Source organism: Shewanella sp. T24-MNA-CIBAN-0130, from assembly GCF_040310185.1.
In the GTDB taxonomy this organism is placed as follows: Bacteria; Pseudomonadota; Gammaproteobacteria; order Enterobacterales; family Shewanellaceae; genus Shewanella; species Shewanella psychromarinicola.
The window spans coordinates 39,170-62,851 of the sequence record NZ_JBEOPP010000022.1 but is presented as its reverse complement, the minus strand read 5'-3'; the positions used below and the strand labels follow the sequence as shown (position 1 = coordinate 62,851).

Annotated in this window: 18 protein-coding genes; 6 read left to right on the top strand and 12 right to left on the bottom strand. The window is 43.4% G+C overall.

The annotated features are described in order from the left end of the window. From AAEZ02_RS10950 to AAEZ02_RS10935, 4 genes are all read right to left on the bottom strand, one after another. Positions 1 to 658: site-specific integrase (locus AAEZ02_RS10950; RefSeq protein ID WP_351123063.1), on the bottom strand; the 658-nt coding region annotated here is incomplete at its 3' end. A gap of 361 nt (positions 659 to 1,019) precedes the next feature. After that, entirely contained in the window at positions 1,020 to 3,173 is a 2,154-nt protein-coding gene (locus AAEZ02_RS10945) for a TonB-dependent receptor (protein ID WP_351123060.1), read from the bottom strand. A 205-nt stretch (positions 3,174 to 3,378) separates the two neighbouring features. Then, positions 3,379 to 5,058 carry a ShlB/FhaC/HecB family hemolysin secretion/activation protein gene (locus tag AAEZ02_RS10940; protein ID WP_351077591.1) on the bottom strand — a complete coding sequence of 560 codons (1,680 nt, stop codon included), beginning with the start codon at positions 5,056 to 5,058 and terminating at the stop codon, positions 3,379 to 3,381. A gap of 249 nt (positions 5,059 to 5,307) precedes the next feature. Continuing rightward, entirely contained in the window at positions 5,308 to 6,528 is a 1,221-nt protein-coding gene (locus tag AAEZ02_RS10935) for a threonine/serine exporter family protein (protein ID WP_351077588.1), read from the bottom strand. 343 nt (positions 6,529 to 6,871) lie between these two features. On the opposite strand from AAEZ02_RS10935, the gene AAEZ02_RS10930 reads away from it, so the two are divergent. Together AAEZ02_RS10930 and AAEZ02_RS10925 are read left to right on the top strand one after the other, a co-directional pair. Then, on the top strand, positions 6,872 to 7,267 hold the full coding sequence (locus tag AAEZ02_RS10930) for an MAPEG family protein (RefSeq protein ID WP_124013214.1): 396 nt from the start codon (positions 6,872 to 6,874) through the stop codon (positions 7,265 to 7,267). A 202-nt stretch (positions 7,268 to 7,469) separates the two neighbouring features. Then, positions 7,470 to 9,791 (top strand): YgiQ family radical SAM protein, encoded by a 2,322-nt coding sequence (locus tag AAEZ02_RS10925; RefSeq protein ID WP_101033042.1) that lies wholly within the window; start codon positions 7,470 to 7,472, stop codon positions 9,789 to 9,791. Between the two features lies 1 nt (position 9,792). Here AAEZ02_RS10925 and AAEZ02_RS10920 read toward each other — a convergent pair whose 3' ends face one another. After that, positions 9,793 to 9,981 (bottom strand): hypothetical protein, encoded by a 189-nt coding sequence (locus tag AAEZ02_RS10920; protein ID WP_351077583.1) that lies wholly within the window; start codon positions 9,979 to 9,981, stop codon positions 9,793 to 9,795. Positions 9,982 to 10,053: 72 nt separating this feature from the next. Between AAEZ02_RS10920 and AAEZ02_RS10915 the strand changes: the two genes are divergently transcribed. Beyond that, complete coding sequence (locus AAEZ02_RS10915) at positions 10,054 to 10,596, top strand: hypothetical protein (protein ID WP_351077668.1); 543 nt, start codon at positions 10,054 to 10,056, stop codon at positions 10,594 to 10,596. An 847-nt stretch (positions 10,597 to 11,443) separates the two neighbouring features. Here AAEZ02_RS10915 and hypB read toward each other — a convergent pair. The 7 genes from hypB to AAEZ02_RS10880 all read right to left on the bottom strand — a co-directional run bounded on the left by hypB (position 11,444) and on the right by AAEZ02_RS10880 (position 18,113). Beyond that, entirely contained in the window at positions 11,444 to 12,238 is a 795-nt protein-coding gene (gene hypB / locus AAEZ02_RS10910) for a hydrogenase nickel incorporation protein HypB (RefSeq protein WP_124013218.1), read from the bottom strand. Positions 12,239 to 12,270: 32 nt separating this feature from the next. Then, on the bottom strand, positions 12,271 to 12,564 hold the full coding sequence (locus tag AAEZ02_RS10905; RefSeq protein ID WP_124013219.1) for a DUF8180 domain-containing protein: 294 nt from the start codon (positions 12,562 to 12,564) through the stop codon (positions 12,271 to 12,273). Between the two features lie 259 nt (positions 12,565 to 12,823). Further along, positions 12,824 to 13,597 carry an ATP-binding protein gene (locus AAEZ02_RS10900; RefSeq protein ID WP_124013221.1) on the bottom strand — a complete coding sequence of 258 codons (774 nt, stop codon included), beginning with the start codon at positions 13,595 to 13,597 and terminating at the stop codon, positions 12,824 to 12,826. A 57-nt stretch (positions 13,598 to 13,654) separates the two neighbouring features. After that, a complete protein-coding gene (cooS, locus tag AAEZ02_RS10895) occupies positions 13,655 to 15,565 on the bottom strand; it encodes an anaerobic carbon-monoxide dehydrogenase catalytic subunit (RefSeq protein ID WP_124013222.1) in 1,911 nt (636 codons plus the stop codon). Continuing rightward, complete coding sequence (locus AAEZ02_RS10890; RefSeq protein ID WP_124013223.1) at positions 15,565 to 16,143, bottom strand: 4Fe-4S dicluster domain-containing protein; 579 nt, start codon at positions 16,141 to 16,143, stop codon at positions 15,565 to 15,567. The genes cooS and AAEZ02_RS10890 overlap by 1 nt, the downstream gene beginning before the upstream one ends. Positions 16,144 to 16,165: 22 nt before the next feature. Further along, positions 16,166 to 16,504, bottom strand: coding sequence for a hydrogenase maturation nickel metallochaperone HypA (gene hypA / locus AAEZ02_RS10885; protein WP_124013224.1), 339 nt, complete (start codon positions 16,502 to 16,504; stop codon positions 16,166 to 16,168). Positions 16,505 to 17,402: 898 nt separating this feature from the next. After that, positions 17,403 to 18,113: an urease accessory protein gene (locus AAEZ02_RS10880; protein ID WP_124013225.1), complete on the bottom strand. Its 711-nt coding sequence runs from the start codon at positions 18,111 to 18,113 to the stop codon at positions 17,403 to 17,405. A 353-nt stretch (positions 18,114 to 18,466) separates the two neighbouring features. On the opposite strand from AAEZ02_RS10880, the gene AAEZ02_RS10875 reads away from it, so the two are divergent. From AAEZ02_RS10875 to AAEZ02_RS10865, 3 genes are read left to right on the top strand one after another with little or no spacing between them, the layout of a single operon-like run. After that, entirely contained in the window at positions 18,467 to 22,246 is a 3,780-nt protein-coding gene (locus AAEZ02_RS10875) for a proton-conducting transporter transmembrane domain-containing protein (RefSeq protein WP_124013226.1), read from the top strand. A 10-nt stretch (positions 22,247 to 22,256) separates the two neighbouring features. After that, the gene (locus tag AAEZ02_RS10870) at positions 22,257 to 23,234 is read left to right on the top strand and encodes a respiratory chain complex I subunit 1 family protein (protein ID WP_124013243.1); all 978 of its coding nucleotides are present in this window, start codon (positions 22,257 to 22,259) and stop codon (positions 23,232 to 23,234) included. A gap of 12 nt (positions 23,235 to 23,246) precedes the next feature. Next, entirely contained in the window at positions 23,247 to 23,675 is a 429-nt protein-coding gene (locus AAEZ02_RS10865) for an NADH-quinone oxidoreductase subunit B family protein (RefSeq protein WP_124013227.1), read from the top strand. Positions 23,676 to 23,682 lie beyond the last annotated feature (7 nt).

The window sequence follows — 23,682 nt, the reverse complement described above, 5'->3', positions numbered from 1 at the left end:
AATGATTTTTTTGATGAGGAAAGATCTGCTTATCGTTAAATTCGGCAAATAGTGGCGCTTTTAGACTGGCGTTAACAGTACCACACTGCTTTGCCAGAATTTCCATACTTACGTCACCAGACATCAACTGCCATGTGATGTAGGTATGACGCAATGAGTATAACGTTCTTACACCATGCGCTGATTGCTTCAAACCTATTTCTAGGAGCGCCTTATCAAAAGCCTTACCAAGTTCTTTAGTCGTTGAACCATCAGCAAGCTTAAATAATCTATCAGAGGGTTTACGGTTGGGGAATCGCTCGCGCAGCTCTTCAATACAAGAGAAAATTTCATCACGACAAACTATCTCCCTTGCGCCTGTGTGTTTGGTTGTTTTCCCCTTCGTTACGGTGACATAGAAAATGACATTGTGCTCGTCAGTTTCCATGTGAATATCACCCCAAGTTAAGATCTCTATCTCGGTTCCGGGTCTGATACCCGTATGAACAGCAAACTCCATATAATCTAGAAGCAGCTCTCTGATTTGGCGTGGCTTCTCTTTGCGGCTATTCTCTTCTGGCTTGATGATCGCATCGAAGATTTTCTCGTACTCTTCCTTGGAAAATACATCGCGACGTTGGCTGGTTAAGACTTCGCTGTCGAGTGCCGGGACTTGCATAGGGAGCATCCATATCCTAACGACCGCTTCTTTAAAGACCATCAGTAGTGCAGCGTTATGTTTTTGGATTAGAGACTTAGCAGGTATACGTTTGAACTTTTCAATTCGCCATTTATAACCACTAAAGAATTGAGACTTAATAGTAATGGAAATTACAGAGAAGTCAGATGTCTAGAGTGACCTTATAGATGTGTCACACGGTCTGTTACACTATGTGTTACACACGTTAGTGGTTACTTACTATGAAGCTCAATAAAATCGAACATCATGAGTTGGCTAAGTTGTCTTATCGGCCAACTCACCTCTTTATAATGAAAGGCCTCGCAGCAATGCGAGGCCTTTTTTTGTTACTTTTCCTGGGTTAAAAGCTGGCTTTTACGCCCATATTAATGGTGGTACCCAGTGATTTGGTATAGTAACTCGCGTTAGTCGAAGCTTGTGAGCGGGCAGAAAAATAATCTTCATTAAGTAAGTTTTCTACCCCTAGTGAGAGTTGCCAATTATTGAGTTGATAGCGACTGGTTAGGTTTACTAGGTTGTAATTTTCGATAGGGCCTTGAGACCCAATATATGCGCCATCGATCGGCTCAAATCGATCACGGTCACCAACAGACATGTAGTTAATGCCGATACTTGCCTCTTCAACAGGCTGCCAACTGACATAAGCGGTTAATTTAGGTGGTGATATGGTGCCACCATCTAGATAAGTATCGGTATCGGTGTCTTTACCTTCAATCCAACTATAGCTTAACCCCGTGCTGAGATTATCAAATACACGATAGTCAATTTGTGCTTCGTAACCCCAAATTTTTTGTGGTGCACGTACGGGTAAGTAAATGCCTGTTGTTGCATCAAAGCTATTACTTGTACCTAATTCTGATTCGCTTCGGTAGGCAGCAATTTCATAATTGACATCACCCCATTGCCCTGCAAAACCGATTTCATAGTTATCAACAATGGATGACTCTGTGCGGATTAACGCAATATCATCAACCGTGGCGGTACGTAAAAGGCGACCAATATCTGAAATATCTGCACCTTGGGAAAAACTCATAAACGGGTTAAATAACGCATTGATATTGTAACGTAAGCCAATATTATAAGTGGTTGAGTCATATGTTAATTCTCCGCCAGTGACATCAAAAGGTACTGAGCAAGTACTTGGGGTTCGGCAGAGTGTTAAGGTTTGATAATCATCGACAGTTAACTCGACGCTATCTTGGCGGATCCCGGCTTTTAAAACCCAATCATTGGCAATGACAAACTTAGTTTGTAAATAAACCGCTAAGTTACCCATGTCCATTTCAGGCACCCAAATTCGGCCGTCTTCTAATGGTTGTGAACTGATGTCTTGCAGTGCATCAATACCGTAAATAAAGCTTGATTCGACATTATCCCAATCAACTTGGGTGGCAAAGTTAATCCGCAGGCCTTTCTTTTCTGACTTGATAAACGATTGGCCGCCTTCGTAACCTTCACTTAGGTTAGCGAGTGCCGTTGAAAAGAAGAACATATTTTCAATTTTTTGCAGGTAACCATCGACGGTTAATTGGGTGTTATTGAATATCTCATAGTCGACGTATTTTAACATTAGGTTATGATTGCCGCGCGGCCCTTGAGGGGCGCCCAGTTTTGCAATCCCAGTAGTATTTTCTATGGCGTAAGTTTTTTCGCCAGTGTTAGCATTGCCAGCAACATCGATGTAGTCTGAGTTTTGTTGGGCTTCGTAGTAGTTATACGTCAGTTGAATCGACTTGTCGTCATCAAGTTGGTAGCCGAGTTTGGTAAAATAGTTGTTCGATTTCGTTTCTGATAAACCATAAACTAATCCGATGGCGTCACCTTCAGCATCGCGTTCCACGCCTGTTTTTTCTGTAATGGCACTCAATACGTAGCTAAAGTCACCAAGGGTACCGTCTATTGAGGTATCAACTCGATAACCGGCACTGTCTTGTAATTTTACCGCGCTAAATTTACTGGAAACCCCGACATTAACGCGTGCTTTATCTTCGCTGGCTCGTTTAGTGATGTAGTTGATGATCCCGCCTGAAGCACCATTGCCATAAATAGAGGTTGCCCCTTTAATCACCTCGATACGTTCAATTGCTCCAGCATCGATAGAGCTTATGCCTAATTTGCCATTTCGTAATGGGGTAGATTGGGGCACGCCGTCAATCATCACTAATGCGGCACGACCACGGAGATTTTGCCCTGAGTTACTTGATGTGCCTGTACTTGGCGCCAGTCCTGGGACGCGAAATGCGAGTAAGTTTTGTAACTCAGAGGTGACTAACATGTCTTGTGCAAGGGTTTGTTGTTCAATAAGCGTGACTGAAGAGGGGACTTCGTCTATCCGTTCGGCTGAGCGACTGCCAGTAATAATCATTCGCTCCATTGGGGCATTGTTGTCTGTGGGTTGTGATGATGATTCTGCATTGGCATTAGCTACGGGGAGTGCTAATAAAAATAATGCACAATGAGTCGCTATAGCCAATTGGCTAGGCTTGAATAACATAGGTATACCGATTAAGAAATAATGAATGGGAGGTAATGATATTCATTATCATTAACAAACGCAGATTATTTACATTATTTACATTAAATCAAATGGATATTAATAATTCATTTAACGAGTGAGTGTTGATTGTTTAGTCTTAATCGTTTACTCGTTAGTGCTACCGTTCTAGTTAGGCGCTGTGGTAACAACAGAGCCTGCCTGGTTAGAAATGATCTTTCACTTGGAACCTGAACTCCCAAGCATTGATGTCGTTACCTGTGGTGATCGGAACGGCAATGTCAACATGGGCTACGTTACCGTAACTGGATTTAGAAGAGTAAATCCGTGCGCCAATACCAATACTACCAATAGGACCATCAACTTCATTTTGCTCATCTGGGCCACTGCTTGCTTGACCGATATCGGCAAATACTGCCCAGCCTAACTCGGCCAGTTGATATAAATTGATGTTTGGATAGTATCGGATTTCACTCGTGAGCAACCATTGATTATCACCATGCTGGTAGTCATTGGGGTAACCGCGTACGCCGGTTTCATCACCAAGTGCAAACGTTTGATCAAGATAGTTATTGTGTGAGGTTGCAATGCGCGCCTTGGAGTAGGCGGTCCATTTAGGGCTAATTTGATGAAAATATTCCGCAGCTAAACCCACATTATAAAAATCTTGTTGGCCAGTTTGAATATCGGTCCGCCCAGTTAAACTCATTAACAATAATTGATTGTCTTGTTGCCAACCGCGACTGCTTGAAGCCGTTACGTGATAACCCATAGCCGCATTGTCGGCGATGTCATTGGTTTCAAATCCTACACTTACCGTATGATGCCAACCTAAGTTAAAGTCTTCGTTTTTATTAATCAGCTTGATATTATTCAATACTGTGTATTGATCTTGCAGGTATTCGTAGCGGATCCAAGGATAAACAAACTCACGATCAAAAGGTAAAGGCGAAACTGGGTAATCGTCTATGTTACTAAATTGATGATTATCTTGGGTAATCCCCAGACTAACACGATGCAATTGATCTGCTTGTTTGTCGACTAACCAACCAAAACCTACATTGGTATAATCAATCACATGCTCAAATTCATTAATGTCTTGGCCATTTTGTCGTGTGGTGTCGATGCGCGTATCGGTCAACCACGACAAGGTGTACATATTCTGAGTATCGAGTGTGTAGAAGGGTTTATTAAAGGCAATTGCCGATGCTTGGCCGTCGCTGTTATCGTAAAAATCAACCGACACATTACCGTGTTTAACCCACCTTACTGGAGCATCAAAGGCAAACTTGTAACCGGTGCGTTCGGCACTCGATTGATATTTTATTTTGGTTTTAACTCCTAATCCCAGTAGGTTATCTTCTTTTATGCCAAATGAGTATTTGGTGTCACCGCCATTTTTACTCAAACTGACCGTTGGCAGTAGTGACCAGTTATCCCATGTTTCTACTAATACCACGTCTTCAACGTTGTCATCGGCGAGAGGATCTTTTCTGGCGATATTGATATCAGCGTCACGAATATAAGGTTCGTAGCGCAGTAAGCGCTGCGCTTCTTGAAGATCTTTCTTGGTAAGGCTATCGCCTTCCTCAAAGCTTAAGCTATTGAGAATAGTCGATTCTTTGGTATTGATATGCAGATAATTGGCCCAGCGATGTAGGAAAATAGCATCGGGTGCCGACTCGTCAAAAATAGGATGACTGACCACCACAATGTTAGTGACCTTGTCGACATCATGCTTATTGGTTGTCGATGGTGATGATTTGCGGGTGACAGAGTCATCTTTGACTATTAACTGCGCCCTAGTGTCAATTATGTTTGCTTGAACACAAGACGAAGCAAGCAGGATGGCGAAAAAAAATACTGCCGTAAATATTATTGGCATAGCTTCGTCCTTATTTTTATTGTTATGTCTTTAATAGGTCAGCAAGCGTTGAAGTATTGTTTCCTGTATGAGGTTTTTATGTTGCCTATTTGTTTTATATCATACCTGAATAATATAATAGTCAAGCATTTAGCTTGAATAAATATTTCATTTAGCCATCAAAATTGTGTGGATATTTAGATTGTAAAAATAACGGCTGCAATAATAGCAGCCCTTAAGTCGATAGGAATATGAGGACAAGACTAACGTTTACAGCGAACGACGAGGGGGTACAACAACGTTAGCAAAAATGAGTCCAGCGATTAAAGACATAAAAATAAGAAAAATTTGCGACCCCAAATGCGCTTGGTTAAGCATGGTTTCACCTGAAATTAATGCATTTAAGCCAATATAGGTTTTACTGCCAGGCACAAGAATTACGATGCCTTGCAGTAATGCAATGGATGCAGGTGCTTTCATCCAGCGAGCATAGAGGTTTGAATATATCCCTACCGATAACGCGCCAACAAATATGCCAATGGATTCGCCTAAGTAAATTCCTCCGAGCATGGCAGAAAAGAATGCCACAATGCCAGCACAAACCCCCCAAGGAGAGTCTTTTAAGCGCGCTTTAAAGATGATCACCAGTGACATAGACAATAGCGGCACCGCAGACCAAATAGCCCAGCGTGGCAGTGGAATGGGTTCAACATAAATGGCCTCACCAAAGATGGCTTTACCAATGGTCATGCCGAGCACGGCGCCAAAATACAGTTTAAACAGCTGCATCACAGCGTCCATAATGCGCGCAGTACCAGAGATTAAATCGCGGGCGGCTAGCTCAGCTAAACCGAGTGTGAGCGCAAGGCCAGGGACAAAGATAATGATCCCAGACAAAATGGTGACAGGTAAATTGATACTGGGGTCAAATTGCGCAATACCGGAGACCAAGATGGCGCACATAACCGCCGCCATGGGCTCGAGCATTTCGGCGATACGTTTTGATCGTTCAGCCCAAAAGACTAAACCGTATACCAGTAAGCCAAGTATGGCCGACCAAAAAACATCGTGCCAACCTGTGCCCATTAGCATGGCAAACCCGCCCGCACTTGTGCCAAAGGCCAATAACGTCAGTTTGTGTCCATAAGGATTAGGCTTATTGGCTATTTCTTCTAAGCGATCAAGGGCTTCTTGCAGTGTCCGTTGCCCAGAGCTGAGTTCTTCTACCAGTTCAAAGGTGCGCGCTAACGAGCCTAAATCGAGATCGCCCGGATTCACACGGGCTACGTGATTGTATTCTTGCTCAGTGTCATGCTGAAGTACGAAGGTCATCGATGTGGGTGATATTAAGAAATACCCTTCGATACCCAGAGTCGTTGATACGGTTTGTAAGTGAGATTCTAAGCGATACGCCGGGGTACCAAACTTGTGTAAGGCTTTTCCTAATTTAATGATAAATCGACGTTTTTCTAAAAAATCCTGATTATCCACTGGGCGATAGTCACTTTTTGTAAGGTGATGAGCTTATTTGGCGCGAATATTAACCGATTAAGGCGTGTGTTTACAGCCAAACTGATCCAATATGATGTTATATCGCTAAGCCACTTCAACATGCTCGTTTCAGAGCTCCTGAAGGGCAAGTTGAGAAGCAACCTGTTTCAGTGTTATAAAATAGAAAACTAGAATAAATAGAATAACTAGTCCAGCTATTTCATGCCTTGAACTCTGTCACCTCTATACTTGCTCAATCCGGTGTTTCGAGGTCGTTTGGCTATACTCAACTTATTAAATATTGATGTAATAACAATAATATAGTCTTTTAAAGGAATAACTCATGACATTGATGGTATCGGGTTTATATGCTGGCTTAACGGCACTGTTGGTTTTAGCATTATCTTACAAAGTGGTTAAATTTCGCCGAGCGAATAAAATTGGTATAGGTGATGGCGGCCATCAAGGATTATCCGTTGCCATAAGAGCCCACGGGAATTTAATTGAAAATGCCCCCATAGTGTTAATTTTATTGGTGCTAGCTGAATTTAATGGTATGCCAATGTACTTGGTACATTGTTTGGGCACGGCTTGGATTGTTGCGCGTTTACTGCATGCTATTGGACTTAATCAAGGTAAGGGTGATTATCATTTTGGTCGATTTTACGGCGTATTAATCACCTGGATAGTACTATTGATTTTAGCTGTTGCTAATATTGGTTTCTTTCTTGGGTTATAACATTGAAAACATGAGGGAATAGCAATATGACCACTCAATTTGCAAGGGTATAACAGGATAAAAATATTTCACATTTGGTGTTTTTTTAGTCACACTTAGTGTCGCGGTACTGCTATAATCTGCGTCCGTTAAATTCAGCCACAGGCTGATGTTGTCAATGGATCAGGCAGACTGATTTTCCCCATTTATGTAGGTCATATACATGCAAGTTGAGTCAACGTTATTTAATTATCCAAAGTTTTGGGCGCAATGCTACGGAACCGCACCTTTTTTACCTATGTCTCGTAAAGAGATGGATAAATTAGGCTGGGATAGTTGCGACATTATTATCGTGACAGGTGACGCGTATGTTGATCACCCTAGCTTTGGTATGGCAGTAATTGGGCGAATGTTAGAAGCACAAGGTTATCGGGTGGGGATTATTTCTCAGCCAGATTGGTCTAATAAAGATGATTTTATGCAACTCGGTCGGCCGAACTTATTTTTTGGGGTGACCGCTGGCAACATGGATTCGATGATTAACCGCTACACGGCTGATCGTAAGTTACGTCATGACGATGCTTACACGGCTGGTGACATTGGCGGAAAACGCCCAGATCGTGCCGTGACCGTTTATACCCAACGTTGTAAAGAAGCTTTTAAAGAAGTACCGGTAGTCATTGGCGGTATTGAAGCCAGTTTACGTCGTATTGCCCACTATGATTATTGGTCAGACAAAGTGCGTCGCAGCGTGATTTTTGACGCCAAAGCAGACATTTTAATTTACGGTAATGCTGAGCGTCCACTGATGGAAGTCGCCCGCCGTATTGCGGCGGGTGAAGCCATTAGCGACATTGATGATGTTCGTGGTACTGCGGTAATGCGTAAAGCACCTATGCCAGGTTGGCGCGGTATGGATTCTCGTAAAATCGATCAGTTACACAAAATTGAACCGCTGCCGAATCCTTATGGTGCCGATGATGTTGGCTGCAGTAATTTATCGGGTCCTTCCGACAACAAAATTTTTGATAACGACGCGCCTAAAGCGATTAGTATTCAGCCGCCACGACCTAAGCCGTGGGAAAAAACCTATGTGTTGCTACCGGCATTTGATAAGGTCAGCGAAGACAAATATTTATACGCCCATGCTTCACGGATTTTACACCAAGAGCAAAATCCGGGTTGTGCTCGAGCGTTATTTCAGTCCCATGATGCCAACCGCGGAGTGTGGGTTAATCCACCTGCGTGGCCACTAAACACCGATGAAATGGATGCGGTATTTGATTTACCTTATCAGCGTATTGCGCACCCCATGTATGGTGATGAGAAAATCCCCGCCTACGATATGATCAAGACTTCAATCAATATCATGCGTGGTTGTTTTGGTGGTTGCTCATTTTGTTCGATTACCGAGCATGAAGGACGCATTATTCAAAGTCGCTCGCAAGAGTCGATCATTAAAGAAATTAAAGACATTCAAGAAAAAGTGCCGGGCTTTACCGGGGTCATTTCTGACCTGGGCGGCCCAACGGCAAACATGTACCGTTTAGGCTGTACCAGTGAGAAAGCGGAGAAAACCTGCCGACGTTTGTCGTGTGTGTATCCGTCTATTTGTGGTCATTTAGGCACCGACCATAAACACACCATCGATTTATATAAAGCGGCACGTGAAGTACCTGGCATTAAAAAAGTGTTAATTGCTTCGGGTGTTCGTTACGATTTGGCTATCGAAAACCCGGAATATATTAGAGAGTTAGCTAAGCATCATGTTGGTGGGTATTTAAAAATTGCCCCTGAACATACCGAAGACGGCCCGCTCAGTAAAATGATGAAGCCAGGTATGGGAACCTATGACAAGTTTAAAGAACTGTTTGATAAGTTTTCTAAAGAAGCGGGTAAAGAACAGTTTTTAATTCCGTACTTTATTTCGGCGCATCCTGGTACCACCGATGAAGACATGGTTAATTTGGCGTTATGGTTAAAAGGGCAGAAATTTAAGCTCGACCAAGTGCAAAACTTTTATCCCTCACCGATGGCCAATGCGACCACGATTTATCATACCGAACTGAACTCACTGAAAAACGTTAAGCATGATAGTGAAAAAGTGACAGTGCCGAAAAAAGGCCGTCAGCGTAAATTGCATAAATTCTTATTACGTTATCACGACCCATTGGGTTGGCCGATGATCCGTGAAGCGCTAGTTGCCATGGGTAAAGAGTCGTTAATTGGTAATGGACCAAATCATTTGGTGCCGCCAGAAACCCGTAATGAACAAACGAAAGTGAAGTGGGGCCAAAAGCCATCGGCTAAAGCGAAAGAGCAAGGGGGTCAAAAGGCCATGACGCGTTTTTCTGCTGATCAGTTTGAAGACCGTAAAGGTACCACTAAAGCAGACAAAGGCAGTGCTAAGCCAGTAGGGCAGAAACCAAAGTCTCCAGCCAAGGCTTCGGGCCAAGCGGCAAAAGGGCAAGCACCCAAAAACCAAGGCGCTAAGCGTCCAGCTAAAGCGACCACTTGGGCGACTAAATCTAAATACGCCAAGTAAGCTAACACGTTAACTTACCGTCATAAAAACCCGCATTAACGTTTGCGGGTTTTGTTTTTTTAGCAGCAACAGATTCAATAACAAGGTAATCTGGTTCGATACTTTGGTCTTTTAATTTAGTCTGCTCAGTCGCCGTTTTGTTATACGACGGCACTTTATTGATTAAATGACCCAATGGTTTGATAAACAAGGAACGATCATTATGCCAACGTTAATTAGGCTTAGCGGATATTTCAGTGGTGTACTGCTGTGTGGTAGCGCTATGTTAGTTAATCCTGCTTATGCCGCTAACTCGGTACAGCAACAGCAATTTTTTGAAGCGATCAGCGATCTTTGCGGTAAAGCTTTTGCGGGTAAAGTCACTGCTGGTGGCGGTGAAGGGGATGGCTTTAGTGGCAAATTATTAGTTATGCATGTAAGAGAATGCACCGATCATCAGTTACGTATTCCATTTCATGTTGGCGATGATCACTCTCGCACTTGGGTGATAACTCAAACCGATACCGGATTACGCTTAAAGCATGACCATCGCCATCAAGATGGCAGCGAAGATAAAGTGACTATGTATGGTGGTGATACACGCGATACTGGCACTGCAAATATGCAGACTTTTCCTGTAGATGATGAGTCCATTGCTAATTTTAAGCAACATGGCTTAACCCAGTCGGTCACTAACGAATGGCAGATGATGATTGAAGCCCATACGTTTACTTATCGCTTAAGCCGAGAAAATCGCGACTTTAAAGTAGAGTTTGATCTCACTAAGCCTGTCGCATTACCGCCGAAACCTTGGGGATATAAATAAGTTTTTTGATAAGTATTATTCCATTGTGATTTTTAGATGTAGTCTGCGGTCATTTGTATTCTGAGCGTATGGCCTGCGGCCACGAACGTCGTGGCGCTTCGCCCACACCAGACCAAGAGGAAACCAACGGCTGTTCCCTCTTTACTCTTTTTAAAAGAATTGGCCCAGCCGCCCCGCAACATTTTCCCTATTTACTTAAACAACAGATGCGAAAAGGTCGCCATGGGGATTGATCCAGCTTTTAAATTCATTTGTATGCTGCTTCGGCCCATTTTGCAATAAAGAGTGAAAATGCTAACGCTTCCGATGGTACATCTGATGTGAATGGATTTACGAATGTCGTGATGGCAGAACGCCAAGGAACGACCGGTACCGCGAAAGCTAGCTAGCATCTGATAGGCAGGATGCCTGAATGCCTTGGAGTATATGGATATACGTGAAAGGCCATGTGAGCTTCACGCTATTTTCTTCAACGTCCTCGATTTTAATTGAACCTGAAGCGATGAATCTGCTCACGCATTCTTTTATAAAAAGTCTTTAACGGCCTCAAGTTCAGAGTTGAATTTGTACATTTTCAGTTAAACAGGCAAACTCATTTATGCCCATTTGTGAGTTACAAACTATTGCCAATGGTATAAGTGTATCTAATTATTGGCGCCAAGTTGTAGCTGATTGACTTACAAAAGAGTGGGGAAATAACTCTGCCATTACACTGGCGCCTTAGTATAGGCAAGGCTTAGTTTGCCTCCAGACTCAGTATTAATAATCCAGAATGACTAACTGAATATTAAACACTAAATACACATTTTTCACAGTCCACTCTAAAGGTTAAATTGATTCATTTAGGCTAGGCAGTATCTTGGGAGCCAATGAACTGCGAAGCAAGTTCATTGTTGCGGCACCGAAATAGGGATGCTTGTAGCCAAGTTAACCACTCATTCATTCCAGTCCCACTTTTGGCGGACAAGGTTAAGATATCGGTTCTATCCGACAATTCATACACAGCCCTTTTTGCATTGTCTACTGAAAAGTCATCAAAATGAGGTAATAGATCGGCTTTGGTCAGTAACACTGTATCGGCTTCTCGAAACATTACCGGATATTTAGAGGGTTTGTCATCTCCTTCTGTTACAGATAAAAGCACAACGTTCAGATGTTGGCCAAGATCGAAACTTGCAGGACAAACCAGATTGCCCACGTTTTCAATAAACAGAATATCGACCTTTTCTAAATCAAGCTCTATGATTGCCTTGTCAATCATATGTGCATCTAGGTGGCAAGCCATGCCGGTAGTGATCTGAATAACGGGCACCCCATGCTTACGGATCCTGTCAGCATCATTCTCCGTTTCCAGATCGCCCTCGATAACTGCAACACCAACACCGCGTTCTTTTAATGCACCAATACTCGCCTCTAAAAGGCGTGTTTTGCCACTGCCTGGGGACGACATTAGATTGATAACCAAGATGTTACGGTCATTAAAAAAACCTCTGTTATGCTCAGCCTGGTGATCATTCTCATGCAATAAATTTTTTATTACTTCAATCGATCTGCTTCCATCACTACAGTTAGCATACTCTGCACCTTCTTGTAGAAGGTGACGGTTACCGTCGGTTATATTGCAGTTACACGTATTACACATATTTAACTCCGTTACTCTTAGCAATATTATATTCAGGAATGGTGAGTTTGAACGCTATTCTCTGGTTCTGAATTAAGACTATTTAAAGCTTTTGACAAAAATTCTCCACTGCACTTCATATGAAATACTGCGCTCTCAATTGTCTCCGCAAGTTCGTTAAGCTCCTCTTCAATCATCTTTTCTCGCCAGTTATTAAGCTGGGTAATATGTTCATCGTTATGATGATTCCAGTGGGGTAATAGCACTTTTAATCGCTCTGCTATTGTTTGACCGATTGCAATTTTTTCAGCTTCGGTTTTTTGCATATTTACATCGTCTTTCATCATATTATTCCTAATTGACCTGGACTAGTTTGCCGTTCGAGAACCACGAGCCCTTGAAGAAAATCTATTAATACAGGTTTATAGCCTGACAAGGCCCTGTCCTGTTCAAAAAAAGTGCTTACTAATATGTCTGAAGTGCAAAATTCGATCTGAGTGACGTCTTTGATTAACTCTTCAGTATCGTTGGACATTAATTTAACTGTGATATTACACATGGCCTATCTCCAGGTTTTCATGCATTGTGGATATATTAATTAAGGAATTATCGAGAAAAAGCACCGAGTGCAGTCACAATATTAGAAATTTGAGTTTTGAATTCGCCTTGCATATCAAAAGCACAAGATCCCTTTTTATCCGCTTCTCTTATTGCCTCACTTACAGACAGATGCCCCAACAAGGTTTTATTCTGAAGTGACTGTTGCAGATAAGTTAAATCAGCCTCGTCTGCTACTTTACTGGCAATGTATACAATTTTGGTTATACCAATTTCACCTGCCAATTGTTCTATCTGAATTGAAGTTTGCAGACTGCGGCTTCCGGGTTCAACGACAACAATGAGTACATCAACTGCCTCTGCGGTTGCTCTGCCCAAATGTTCTATTCCGGCTTCCATATCCATGATCAATACATCGTCTCTATCCAATAAGAGATGTTTCATCAGACTCCGCAGTAATGTATGTTCAGGACAAACACATCCAGACCCACCATGCTCTACCGTTCCCATCATCAGCAGGCGGACGCCAGCATGCTCTACGCAGTGTCTATCAGGTAAATCATCGACTCTGGGGTTGAGCACAAATAGACCGCCATTATTCTGATCTGCTCCCGTTCGTTGTTTGGCAAGGTTTTTCATTTTAGAAAAAGGCTGTAAACCCGCTAACTTTTGAGCCGGAATACCTATTGCAGACGCAAGGTTTGCATCGGGATCGGCATCAATCGCCAATACTCTTCGTCCTTGCAAAGCAAATGAGCGTGCTAATAATCCTGCAATAGTCGTTTTTCCGACGCCCCCTTTACCAGTAATAGCTATTTTCATATTGACCTCTTAATCAGCCCCGGTGGACATATGAAGACTCACCGGGGATGTTTTTAGTTAAATACCTAATTTTTGGCGTTTTTGTTTAATGACATCCACCAGTTTATTACCGGCAATTTTAGGATCAGTCTCGACAATAAAGTAACCATCAAATAGATCTTTAGCGCCTTCCTGCATTAGATCGGTAATCACATCAGAACCTGTCACCTGAGGCATAGTGCCAAGATGAGTAGGTAAGCCGATGGCAACGCCCCATGAAGCAATCGCAATTGCTTTTTCGGACATCGCCTCAGGTGCTGATGCCACTAAAGGTAGATCACACAAATCAACACCTAATCTGTTAGCCAATGCCGTCGCCAGACTCACCGCTCGGCTATTATCAACACAAGATCCCATATGTAGCACTAGTGGTAAGGGACCTCCGAGCCCCGCGGCCTGACCAATTGCAGTTAATACGGCCTTGAGTGAGTCACCTGCATACTGCTCCGTTGCCTGTTGATTCATCAGCCCATGTTTGGCAAATGCTCCAGCACCACAACCCGTTGCAAGCATCAAAACGTTATTTGCAGCAAGCGTTTTAGCGATGACCTGATAACTTTCATCTTGTACTGTTTGGGTACTGTTGCAGCCAGCAAATAAAGCCACGCCCTGAATATTTCCATTAACAATGTTATCAACCAAAGGTTTTAGCGGATCATCTGCATCGATCTTAGAAAGAGCAGCCATTACGGCTTCGCTACTGAACCCCACCACAGCAGTTTGTTTAATATTGGGGATGTTGACCCTCTTTGGATCCCGGCGTGTATAGGCATTTATTGCGCACTGAATGATTTCCCGTGCAGTTTCCACTGCATTTTCTTCATGGAAGCTAATATGACGTGCACCCTGCATCTTATTTTCATCCATGGTCGTAATGACTTCTGTATGGAAGCAATTTCCTATCTGAGGTAAAGATGGCATAATGCACTGCACATCAACCACCATTGCATCTAACGCGCCAGTCAATATAGCCATTTCTTGAGAAAGATAGTTGGTCGCTAAAGGCACACCATGGCGCATCATCACTTCATTACCGGTACAACAAATACCAACAATATTTATCCCCTTTGGAGCCCCAACCCCTTTAGCAATATCATTCATTTCTCTGGCCATATCGCAGATGACTTCACTGAGCATGGGGTTATGACCATTGACAGCGATATTGACAGCATTTTTATCTATAACACCGATATTGGCTTCAGTAACCACCGGACTTGGAGTGCCAAACATCACATCTGACAACTCTGTTGCCAGAGACATACCATTAAAGTCTGCTAAGGCGCCGCGAATACCGCCTAGGAACACATTCTTGGGTTCGGCATCACAACCTATGTGTGTTCTTGCCATGATCTGCGATACGGTGGCATCGATATTATGCGGTAGCACCCCAAGATGACTCAGAAGTTCAACCCGTTTCTTAGGCAGAGTCGCACTTATCCAATGACACCCTTTATGATGGTCTTGATTCTGATAGTCTTCTAGTGTCTTTGTTGCTACATCGTATGCTACTTCAAGCATTTCTTTGTTTTGAGTATCAATATTAAGCAACGTAGCAATACGATAAAGTTTAGCTTCATCACGTATCCGGTAAGCAGGCAAAAGTCCCTTACCAATTTTCTGCAGAGCTAAGGCAATATGACGGCCATGTTCTGAGTGGGCGGCGGCACCTGCGGCCATCATACGAGTGACATTACGCGCTACGATCGTATGTTTATCGGCACCACAGATACCAGCTTGGGGACCATCACCAAAGGGATCTACTCGGCAGGGGCCTTTCCAACATATTCGGCAGCACAAGCCCAAAGACCCAAACCCACACTGAGGTTGCTGTGCCTGATAGCGATCAAATACTGTAGCAATCCCCTCACTTTCAGCCACAGAGCATAGGGCTATTACTGCTGGATCACTTGTTTTAATTCTATTATTCATCACAGTTTCCTCAGTGTCATATTCATATGTTTATGCGATTGAGCTAGCTCTTTAGCCCTAGCCTTTAACAGTGCCGTTCTATATTCATGCATCTTGATCAGGCTGATAGCCTTAGTTGGGCAGGCTTCCACGCATGCCGTATCTTTTTTGTTATTCTCAGCACACCAAGAGGTACAAAGATCACATTTAAGCGCCACTCCCTGGTTGGTAGAAGAGCCATCATCTTTAAAACTATCTCTTCTTACTGTTATGGCTCCAAATGGACAAACCATGACACATAGCTTGCAACCAACACAGTTGCTTTCGACTATCATCACCTGCCCATTTTCTTGGCGACAAGCTCCTGTAGGGCACACCATGGCACATGGTGCATTTTCACATTGCCTGCACTGCATTGGCATGATCACACCATCGGCTTCCACCACTTTTATTCGCGGATGCAGGGGTTGTTTGTTGATTACAGCCCCTATAAGCCCACCTTTGCCCCCATGTGCCACTGCGCAGGCGAGCTCACAGCTATGACACCCGATACACTTCTGAGCGTCAGCATAGATAATTACATTCTCCAGCTCTTTCATAACGTCGGCCTTTTAGTTTTTTCTATATTTCAAAACTATCAATAAATAGCTCTTCACCCTGAATGATCTCAAGATTTGTATCATCACAGTCAGGACAACGAAATTTAAACTTCGGTACCTTAAACTGCACTTGGCATCCCCTGCATCGCGCAATGGGTGGAAGATGTTCAATCACCAATTCAGCATTTTCTGCAATTGTGCCTTCGGCAAACATGTTGAAACAAAAACTTAGCGCCTGTGGCTCTACCGCTTTTAGCATGCCGATTTTAACGGTTACACGCTTTACGTGAGTCACACCATGGCGTGTGGCCTCAGCAAGTAAAGTCTTGACCAGTGCACTGGTAATTGTTGCTTCATGCATTTAGGTGCCCATAGTTGAACAGTTGATTATTTTTTAGCTTATGAAAATTTTGCAGTAGCACCGACATAAAATCTGTCGGCCAGATGACACTAATAGGATAAAATATGCATAATTGAGACTTAAGTATCAGTTCTGGCTAAATACAACAATATATGAAGGGTCGGAGTTTTATTGCATTGAATAGGCCTTGATTTATAAGGAGATACCCCATTAAAACCCTTGTTTGTACGGTACTGCTTCGCAACTCATCTCATCGAGCACCAGCTCGACCTCCGCTATAAATCCTGCATGGTCACGTGAGTTTATATTCCACGGTTCGAACCCACCCAAGCTTAAACACATCCATATATGAGTGTGTTTTCATGACGGCACTGACAATATTGTTAATGACAGTGAGCGGCGATAACTTGTGCTTATTAGCGGTATCAACAACGGATAGCATTCGATATGGTAATTATTGGCCGTTATTAGAACCGGTCCATAATAAGTATTACTCATGATTACCCTAGCGGGTATTCAGTGCTCTGTTTCATTGTTTGTTACTGGAACTCCTAGGGAATGGATAAATATCCGTAGTTCAATTCCATTACTTTAGCGCGTTCTTGCATCTGTCGGCCTTTCTAAGCGCTAGCATGTCGTGGCCAGCTAAGATTAATCGTTGGCCTCTTTGATGGCAAAGCCGCTGTACTGTAATCGGCTATTTGTGGAAATTAGGCTGGATGTGAACCTAACAAGGCAGAGTTGTATCTAGACTCCTTTATATTCTATTTCTTATGACTAGCGCAGAGATTGCCGGCTGCCAAAGGTGGGAAAAATTGAGGCGTTCGAATACGACCATCTTGATTAATCACGCAAGTATTTTGCCAGCATATGCCAGCCAAATATTGGTACCTGATTATTAAGCGAAAAGCACCAAGCCATTGTGATAAATAATTTGGCTTCCCAAGACTAAGGTTCCTAGGCCGATTAAGCATCGTAGACCGGTGCTGATCTTGGTATTTAATTGGTTGGCTGTTTTTAAAAATGGTACTGCAATCAAGGCTGACAATGAGGCCATACCTAAAATGGAGCCTAGTCCAAATAGAACCACGTAGCATAAGCCAATTAATGGCGAGGGGGTTGTTGAGGCCACTAATATGACTAACGCAGATGATCCGGCCAAGCCATGAGTCATACCGATAAATAAGGTTCGCATTGGTATTCTTGGCGGGTGGGAGTGCCGGTGCATATTGCTGTCATGTGATCCGGTATCTAGGGCATGAGAATGGGCATGAAGATGTGGCTCATTGTCATGCTTGTGGAGATGGATGTGGACTTTATTCTTAACTACCCCTCTGAGTACAGAAAAACCCAAATAGATTAACATTATGCCAACACCAAACTCTAATAAACCAGTCATCGACTCGCTGAATTCAAGCCCAAGTAGTACCGCACCTCCAGCAAACAGCATAAGGGTAAGGGTATGCCCCATCCCCCAAATGGCGCCATGGGTAACAACATTACGAATAGAGGCTTCACCGACTGAAATTGAAGATACGGCTGCCAAGTGATCCGCTTCCAGCGCATGCTGCATTCCTAATAAAAATCCGAGTAAAAGAATCGACGTCATATTTTGTGTTCTCCAATTTGATAAATTTCTTAACAGTGCGTCATGTCATGAAATTGCGAATTCATATTTATTTCTTTGAAACTACTTGTATCAACTTCCCCTCCTAAAAAAACCTGTGGAGATAAATGTTATATTTCTGTTTTTATTCAATATGTTGAATATAATTTTTATTAGTATTTTGATAGTAAAATAATGCAGATTAGCTTGTTTTATCGCACCAGTTGTTAATGTAAAGCTATGCTACGAAATTTAATGACACTCTACTGTCAGCAAGGCGACAGATCCTCCCCCCTATCTGAATTAAATTTGTCCCGAATTATATTCACTATCAAACAAATATAACGGGGAATAACATGCTTGATAATTCGATTCTAGCTTGGGGAGGAGCGCTGCTTCTGCTGCTTGGCGAGGTGTGGACATTAAGAAATGTCCACTGTCTCAAAAAGATGCTGTTGTTTTCAACATTAGCGGAACTTGGTTATGTGATGCTGGGTTTCGGTTTGGGAAATGAGGCAGCAGAAACAGGTGCAATGCTTCACCTTTGCTTCCAGTCAGTGATGCGCATGTTGGTATATGTGTCGGCTTGGTATCTTATTAAAAGGACGGGATCATCGAGTCTTAGTAAGTTAGCTGGCAGTGGACATAGAATGCCGGTAGTAGCGACGATATTTGGTTTTGGACTCTTTTCTGTGATGGGGCTTTCTCCGTTTAAAGGCTCATTTAGTAAGTTCTTGATTCTTTATGGCGCGGTAGAACAGGGGCAGTGGTTGCTGGCTTTAGTGGGAACATTAGCCAGTATTATTGCATCGGTATATTATCTTATTGTCATACAGCGAGTCTGCCTTGAAAAACTGGCAGAATCAGATAATAAGTTAAACTTTGATTTCTCCGTCCCGAAAGCCAGACTGGTAATATCTACCATTTTTTGTCTTACAGTCCTGACCATCTTCATGAGTCTATTCCCTGAGCCATTTCTGCATTTTGTTGAGTCATTATCGTCAGATGTGAGTAACGTGGTGTTACCTGAATTTGAATCTCCATGGAATCCATTGGTGCTAGCGCCCTATCTGGGCGGATTTATACTTTTTGCAGTTGGTCGCTATTCTCCAACTTTGCGCAATGCCCTTGCTGTAGTTATTTCTGGTCTTACTTTGATACTCGCTTTCAATGTCGAAGGTGTGGACAGTCTGTCGTACTTGTTCGGCTTAATATTTGCTTTTATTTGCTTGATTGTAGTTATTTACTCACTTTCATACATGCGCGGTGATGAGCAATGCAATCGCTACTATTTCTTCTTGTTCCTAATGACAGGCTCATTGCTAGGTGTTACCAGTGCAACAGACTTTGGCAACTTCTATCTGTTTTGGGAGTTGATGACCTGGAGTTCATACTTCTTGGTGGTTCATGAACAGACTAATGAAGCGCTAAAGGCGGGGAAGAAATACTTCCTGATGTGTGTGTCCGGTGCATATATCATGCATTTTGGTATTTTGGTTTTGCATGCCAATCTCGGTAGTTTCGAGATGGATGTGATTGGTGAGGGGATTAATCAGCTTACGCCCCCTATCGCGCTAACGGTCTTAGCTACCTTTATTATCGGTTTGGGGGTAAAAGCGGGTTTATTTCCTATGCACAGCTGGTTACCTGATGCACATCCTGTCGCCCCATCTTCAATTTCTGCACCTATGTCAGCCATTTTAACCAAAGCGGGCATTTATGGCCTTGCTAAGGTGCTGTTTGTTGTCTTTGGCACAGGAGCTTTAGCAAGTTTAAGCTCTGCCATAGGAGGTTTTTCTGTTGGTTTAATTGTCTCTTCATTGGGAGGGTTGACCTTTATTTATGGCGAGGTTAAGGCGCTGAAAGAACAGAATCTTAAACGAATACTGGCTTACTCAACCTTGGCTCAGGTAGGGGAAATTGTCGCTATTCTTGGGATTGGAAGTCATCTAAGTACTGCTGGTGCAATGATGCACGTGATGAATCATGCCATATTTAAAAGTTTACTGTTTCTTGCGGCCGGAGCCGTAATTTTCCGAATGAAAAGCAAGATGCTTGTCGACTTGAAAGGGGTTGGCCGCAAGATGCCATTCACTTGCTGTTGTTTCGCTATAGGGATTTTGGCGATTATGGGACTACCTCCATTCAGCGGCTTTTTCAGTAAGTTTCTGATGGTCTATGCTGCTGTGCAAACAGGAAACTTAATTCTGCCAATTATGATTTTGCTCGGGAGCATTATTGGCGCTATTTACTATATTCGAATAATCAGAGTGCTATTTTTTGAGCCATATAATGGCCCCGATATTACGGAGGCGCCGGTTTCTATGCGTCTTGCGACCGCCATACTTGCCTCATTGGTCGTATTAGGTGGATTATTTCCGCAGCTAGGTATGTTATTAGTGCAACCGGTAGTGGAGCTTTTTGCAAGCCGGGGAACCATTGAACAGATCTCCATACCCGATTTAACCCTGAATTGGTCTCTCAGTGCTCTCATTGCCTGTGGCGGGTCAATATTGGTTTACTTTGTCGGTAAGTCTGGTTCAACTCGTGCAGGGATCACTTCGATGATTGTAATGGCATTGGCATTAGGCGCTGTACTGTTTGAAGCCGAGCGTTACGATTTGCTTTCATTTTGGTTTGCCCTGCTTATTTCAGGTGTCGGCATCTTGAACCTATTGTATTCCATCGGTTATATGCAACATGGACACGCTCAGAATAGGTTTTTCTTTTTCTTTGTCTTTATGATTGGTGGCCTGTTGGGGGTAACCGCAAGTAACGACTTATTCAACTTCTTTGCCTTCTGGGAAATTATGAGCAGCTGGACGCTGTATTTTGTGATTATCCATGAAGAAACCCAGGATTCTCTGAACGAAGGCTTTAAGTACTTTATTTTTAATTTTATCGGTGCCAGCTGCATGTTCCTCGGAGTTGTGATGTTGTCGGTCCGCAGCGGTTCATTTGATTTTAGTCAGATTGCTGAGGCTGCGCAGCTCATGCCTTTACCTTGGTTAGGCACGGCATTAGTGTTGATTTTGGCAGGTTTGCTAATGAAAGCTGCCCAACTACCTTTGCGTATTGATTTCCAGATGCACCCACCAACAGCGCCCACTCCGGTCAGCGGCTATATCTCAGCTGTTTTGCTGAAAAGCGGGCCCTATGGTGTACTCAAATTCTTCGCATTGATGGGTGGTGCGGCTGTTTTTGGCAAGCTAGGAACCAGTGGTGAACTGTCAAATTTGATGTATGCAGTTGCAGTCATAGCCTCGATCACTTTGCTGTATGCCGGTGCAATGGCAATGATCCAGACAGGGATCAAACGATTGCTTATTTATAGTACGGTAAGTCAATTAGGTTATGTCATGCTTGGATTGGCATTATCATCTCCCCTAGGCATCGCCGGAGGTCTGATGCACTTAGTCAATCATATGTTTTTGAAAAACATCCTCTTTCTGGCGGCGGGTTGTATCTTGGTCCAGCTTCATGTTGACAGCCTAGATAAGCTCGGTGGTTTAGGGCGAAAGATGCCCTATACCTTTGGACTGTTCTTGTTTGCAGGCTTGTCATTATCTGGCGTGCCACCACTTAATGGCTTCGCTTCCAAGTGGCTCATTTACCAGGCCGCATTCCAATCTGGGCACTTTTTACTTGGGCTTAGCGCACTGATGTCGAGCATGTTTACCTTAGCCGCCGTTTTGAAATTCACTCATGTTGCGTTCCTAGGTCAAGCATCTGATGCTGCGCAGAAGGTGAAGGAAGCGCCCTTCAGTATGCTTTTCCCGATGTTTATCCTGGCCGGAATGAGTCTGTTGGTGGGTATATTTCCTGGGATTTTACTGGTACCTATCTCAGAAATAATGTCTTCCATGGGGCTTGGCAGTATTGATGTTACTTGGTTTGGAGCATTACCTGGTCCCGGAAGTTGGCACCCAATAACTCTGACATTGATGTTAGTCCTGCTAAGTGTATTTGGCTGGCTCTTCTATCGTTTGAGTAACCAACAAATAGTCGATATCCACTTGCACAGCTGTGGTGTGACTGATATCGATTCAGCAGATGCCCATGTCAATGCTTCTAGCCTCTATGAAGCCCCGAAAAAACTGATCCGTACCTTGCTGTTTAGCAAGAAACAGGCATAAGGAGACGATGATGTTAGAAGTAATGAATACGTTAATACTCAAAGCAGTATTGGCACCTTTGGTGTTGTTTCCTGTGGCCGCTGCCGTTTTGGTATTTGGTCTACTGCTCAAGGGAGTTGACCGAATAGTCGTTGCTAGGCTGCAACGGCGAGTGGGACCGCCGTTATTACAGCCCTTTTTCGACATTTTAAAACTCATGTCCAAACAATCAATGGTGCCGATTGGCGCACCACGGACTCTATTTTTGGCTCTGCCTATGATAGGTGCCTGTAGCATGTGTCTAGCGATAGCACTGGTGCCAATTGTGGGGGTGTATGAACCCAATGGCCAGTTTGGCGATCTGATCGTGTTGCTCTATTTACTCACGGTGCCGGCAATTGTACTCATGCTGGCCGGTTCGGCATCCGGATCAACCTTCGGAGCAATAGGTTTTTCTAGGGAGATGTCATTGATGCTCGCCTATGAAGGTCCTTTGTTATTGGTGCTGATATCAGTGGCCATGAAGACGGGTCTGGCTCAGGGCGATCTGATTACCTTCTCCTTGATGGATATAGTGCACTACCAGCAAGACAATGGTTCATTTCTGTTTGATCCATGGATGTGGCCCGCGGTGTTGGCTTATCTGAGTATTATTCCGGCGAATCTTGGGATTCCCCCATTTGATATACCTGAAGCTGAGTCTGAAGTACTTGAGGGCCCCCTATGTGAATATTCTGGGCCCGCTCTGGCATTGTTTAAGATCATGTCGACGATGAAAACCATGGTGGTATTGGCACTGGGAATCGTGATGTTCATACCGGGTAATGCGACCGGGATGATGGCGCTGATCGGATTTGTATTCAAATGTTTAATTTTGTTTTTATTGACTAAAAGTCTACTGCGAGCCTCGGTAGGGCGTATGCGTATAGATCAGGCTTTTCTGTTTTATTTCAAATGGCCTGAGTTGCTCGGCATCGTGGGATTATTATTGGTCGTATTTAAAGGATAAGGGTGATTGCAAATGAGTTTTTTATCGAAAGTGTCCGTGCGTTCTCCATGGCTTTACCGGATCAATGCAGGCTCCTGTAATGGATGTGATGTGGAATTGGCAACAACTGCACTTATTCCACGTTATGACGTGGAGCGTCTCGGATGCCAGTATTGCGGCACTCCGAAACATGCAGATATCGTTCTGATCACTGGGCCACTGACGGCCAGAATTAAAGATAAAGTACTGCAGGTATATCAGGAAATTCCTGATCCTAAAGTTACGATTGCAGTGGGTATATGTCCTATTTCTGGTGGGGTGTTTCGTGACAGCTATGCCATTGAAGGTCCAATAGATAAATATATTGATGTCGATGTTAATATTCCCGGTTGTCCCCCACGCCCCCAAGCCATTCTTGAAGGTATTGCAATGGCCATAGAGATCTGGAAGCAACGTTTGTAGGAGGCTG

Coding starts and splice junctions, on each gene's coding strand:
- AAEZ02_RS10865 (WP_124013227.1), top strand. CDS start 23,247: ATGAGTTTTTTATCGAAAGTGTCCGTGCGTTCTCCATGGCTTTACCGG.
- AAEZ02_RS10900 (WP_124013221.1), bottom strand. CDS start 13,597: ATGAAAATAGCTATTACTGGTAAAGGGGGCGTCGGAAAAACGACTATT.
- AAEZ02_RS10915 (WP_351077668.1), top strand. CDS start 10,054: ATGTTAGTTAATCCTGCTTATGCCGCTAACTCGGTACAGCAACAGCAA.
- AAEZ02_RS10905 (WP_124013219.1), bottom strand. CDS start 12,564: ATGATGAAAGACGATGTAAATATGCAAAAAACCGAAGCTGAAAAAATT.
- AAEZ02_RS10880 (WP_124013225.1), bottom strand. CDS start 18,113: ATGACGTCGATTCTTTTACTCGGATTTTTATTAGGAATGCAGCATGCG.
- AAEZ02_RS10875 (WP_124013226.1), top strand. CDS start 18,467: ATGCTTGATAATTCGATTCTAGCTTGGGGAGGAGCGCTGCTTCTGCTG.
- AAEZ02_RS10940 (WP_351077591.1), bottom strand. CDS start 5,058: ATGCCAATAATATTTACGGCAGTATTTTTTTTCGCCATCCTGCTTGCT.
- AAEZ02_RS10925 (WP_101033042.1), top strand. CDS start 7,470: ATGCAAGTTGAGTCAACGTTATTTAATTATCCAAAGTTTTGGGCGCAA.
- AAEZ02_RS10890 (WP_124013223.1), bottom strand. CDS start 16,143: ATGAAAGAGCTGGAGAATGTAATTATCTATGCTGACGCTCAGAAGTGT.
- hypB (WP_124013218.1), bottom strand. CDS start 12,238: ATGTGTAATACGTGTAACTGCAATATAACCGACGGTAACCGTCACCTT.
- AAEZ02_RS10945 (WP_351123060.1), bottom strand. CDS start 3,173: ATGTTATTCAAGCCTAGCCAATTGGCTATAGCGACTCATTGTGCATTA.
- hypA (WP_124013224.1), bottom strand. CDS start 16,504: ATGCATGAAGCAACAATTACCAGTGCACTGGTCAAGACTTTACTTGCT.
- AAEZ02_RS10870 (WP_124013243.1), top strand. CDS start 22,257: ATGTTAGAAGTAATGAATACGTTAATACTCAAAGCAGTATTGGCACCT.
- AAEZ02_RS10930 (WP_124013214.1), top strand. CDS start 6,872: ATGACATTGATGGTATCGGGTTTATATGCTGGCTTAACGGCACTGTTG.
- cooS (WP_124013222.1), bottom strand. CDS start 15,565: ATGAATAATAGAATTAAAACAAGTGATCCAGCAGTAATAGCCCTATGC.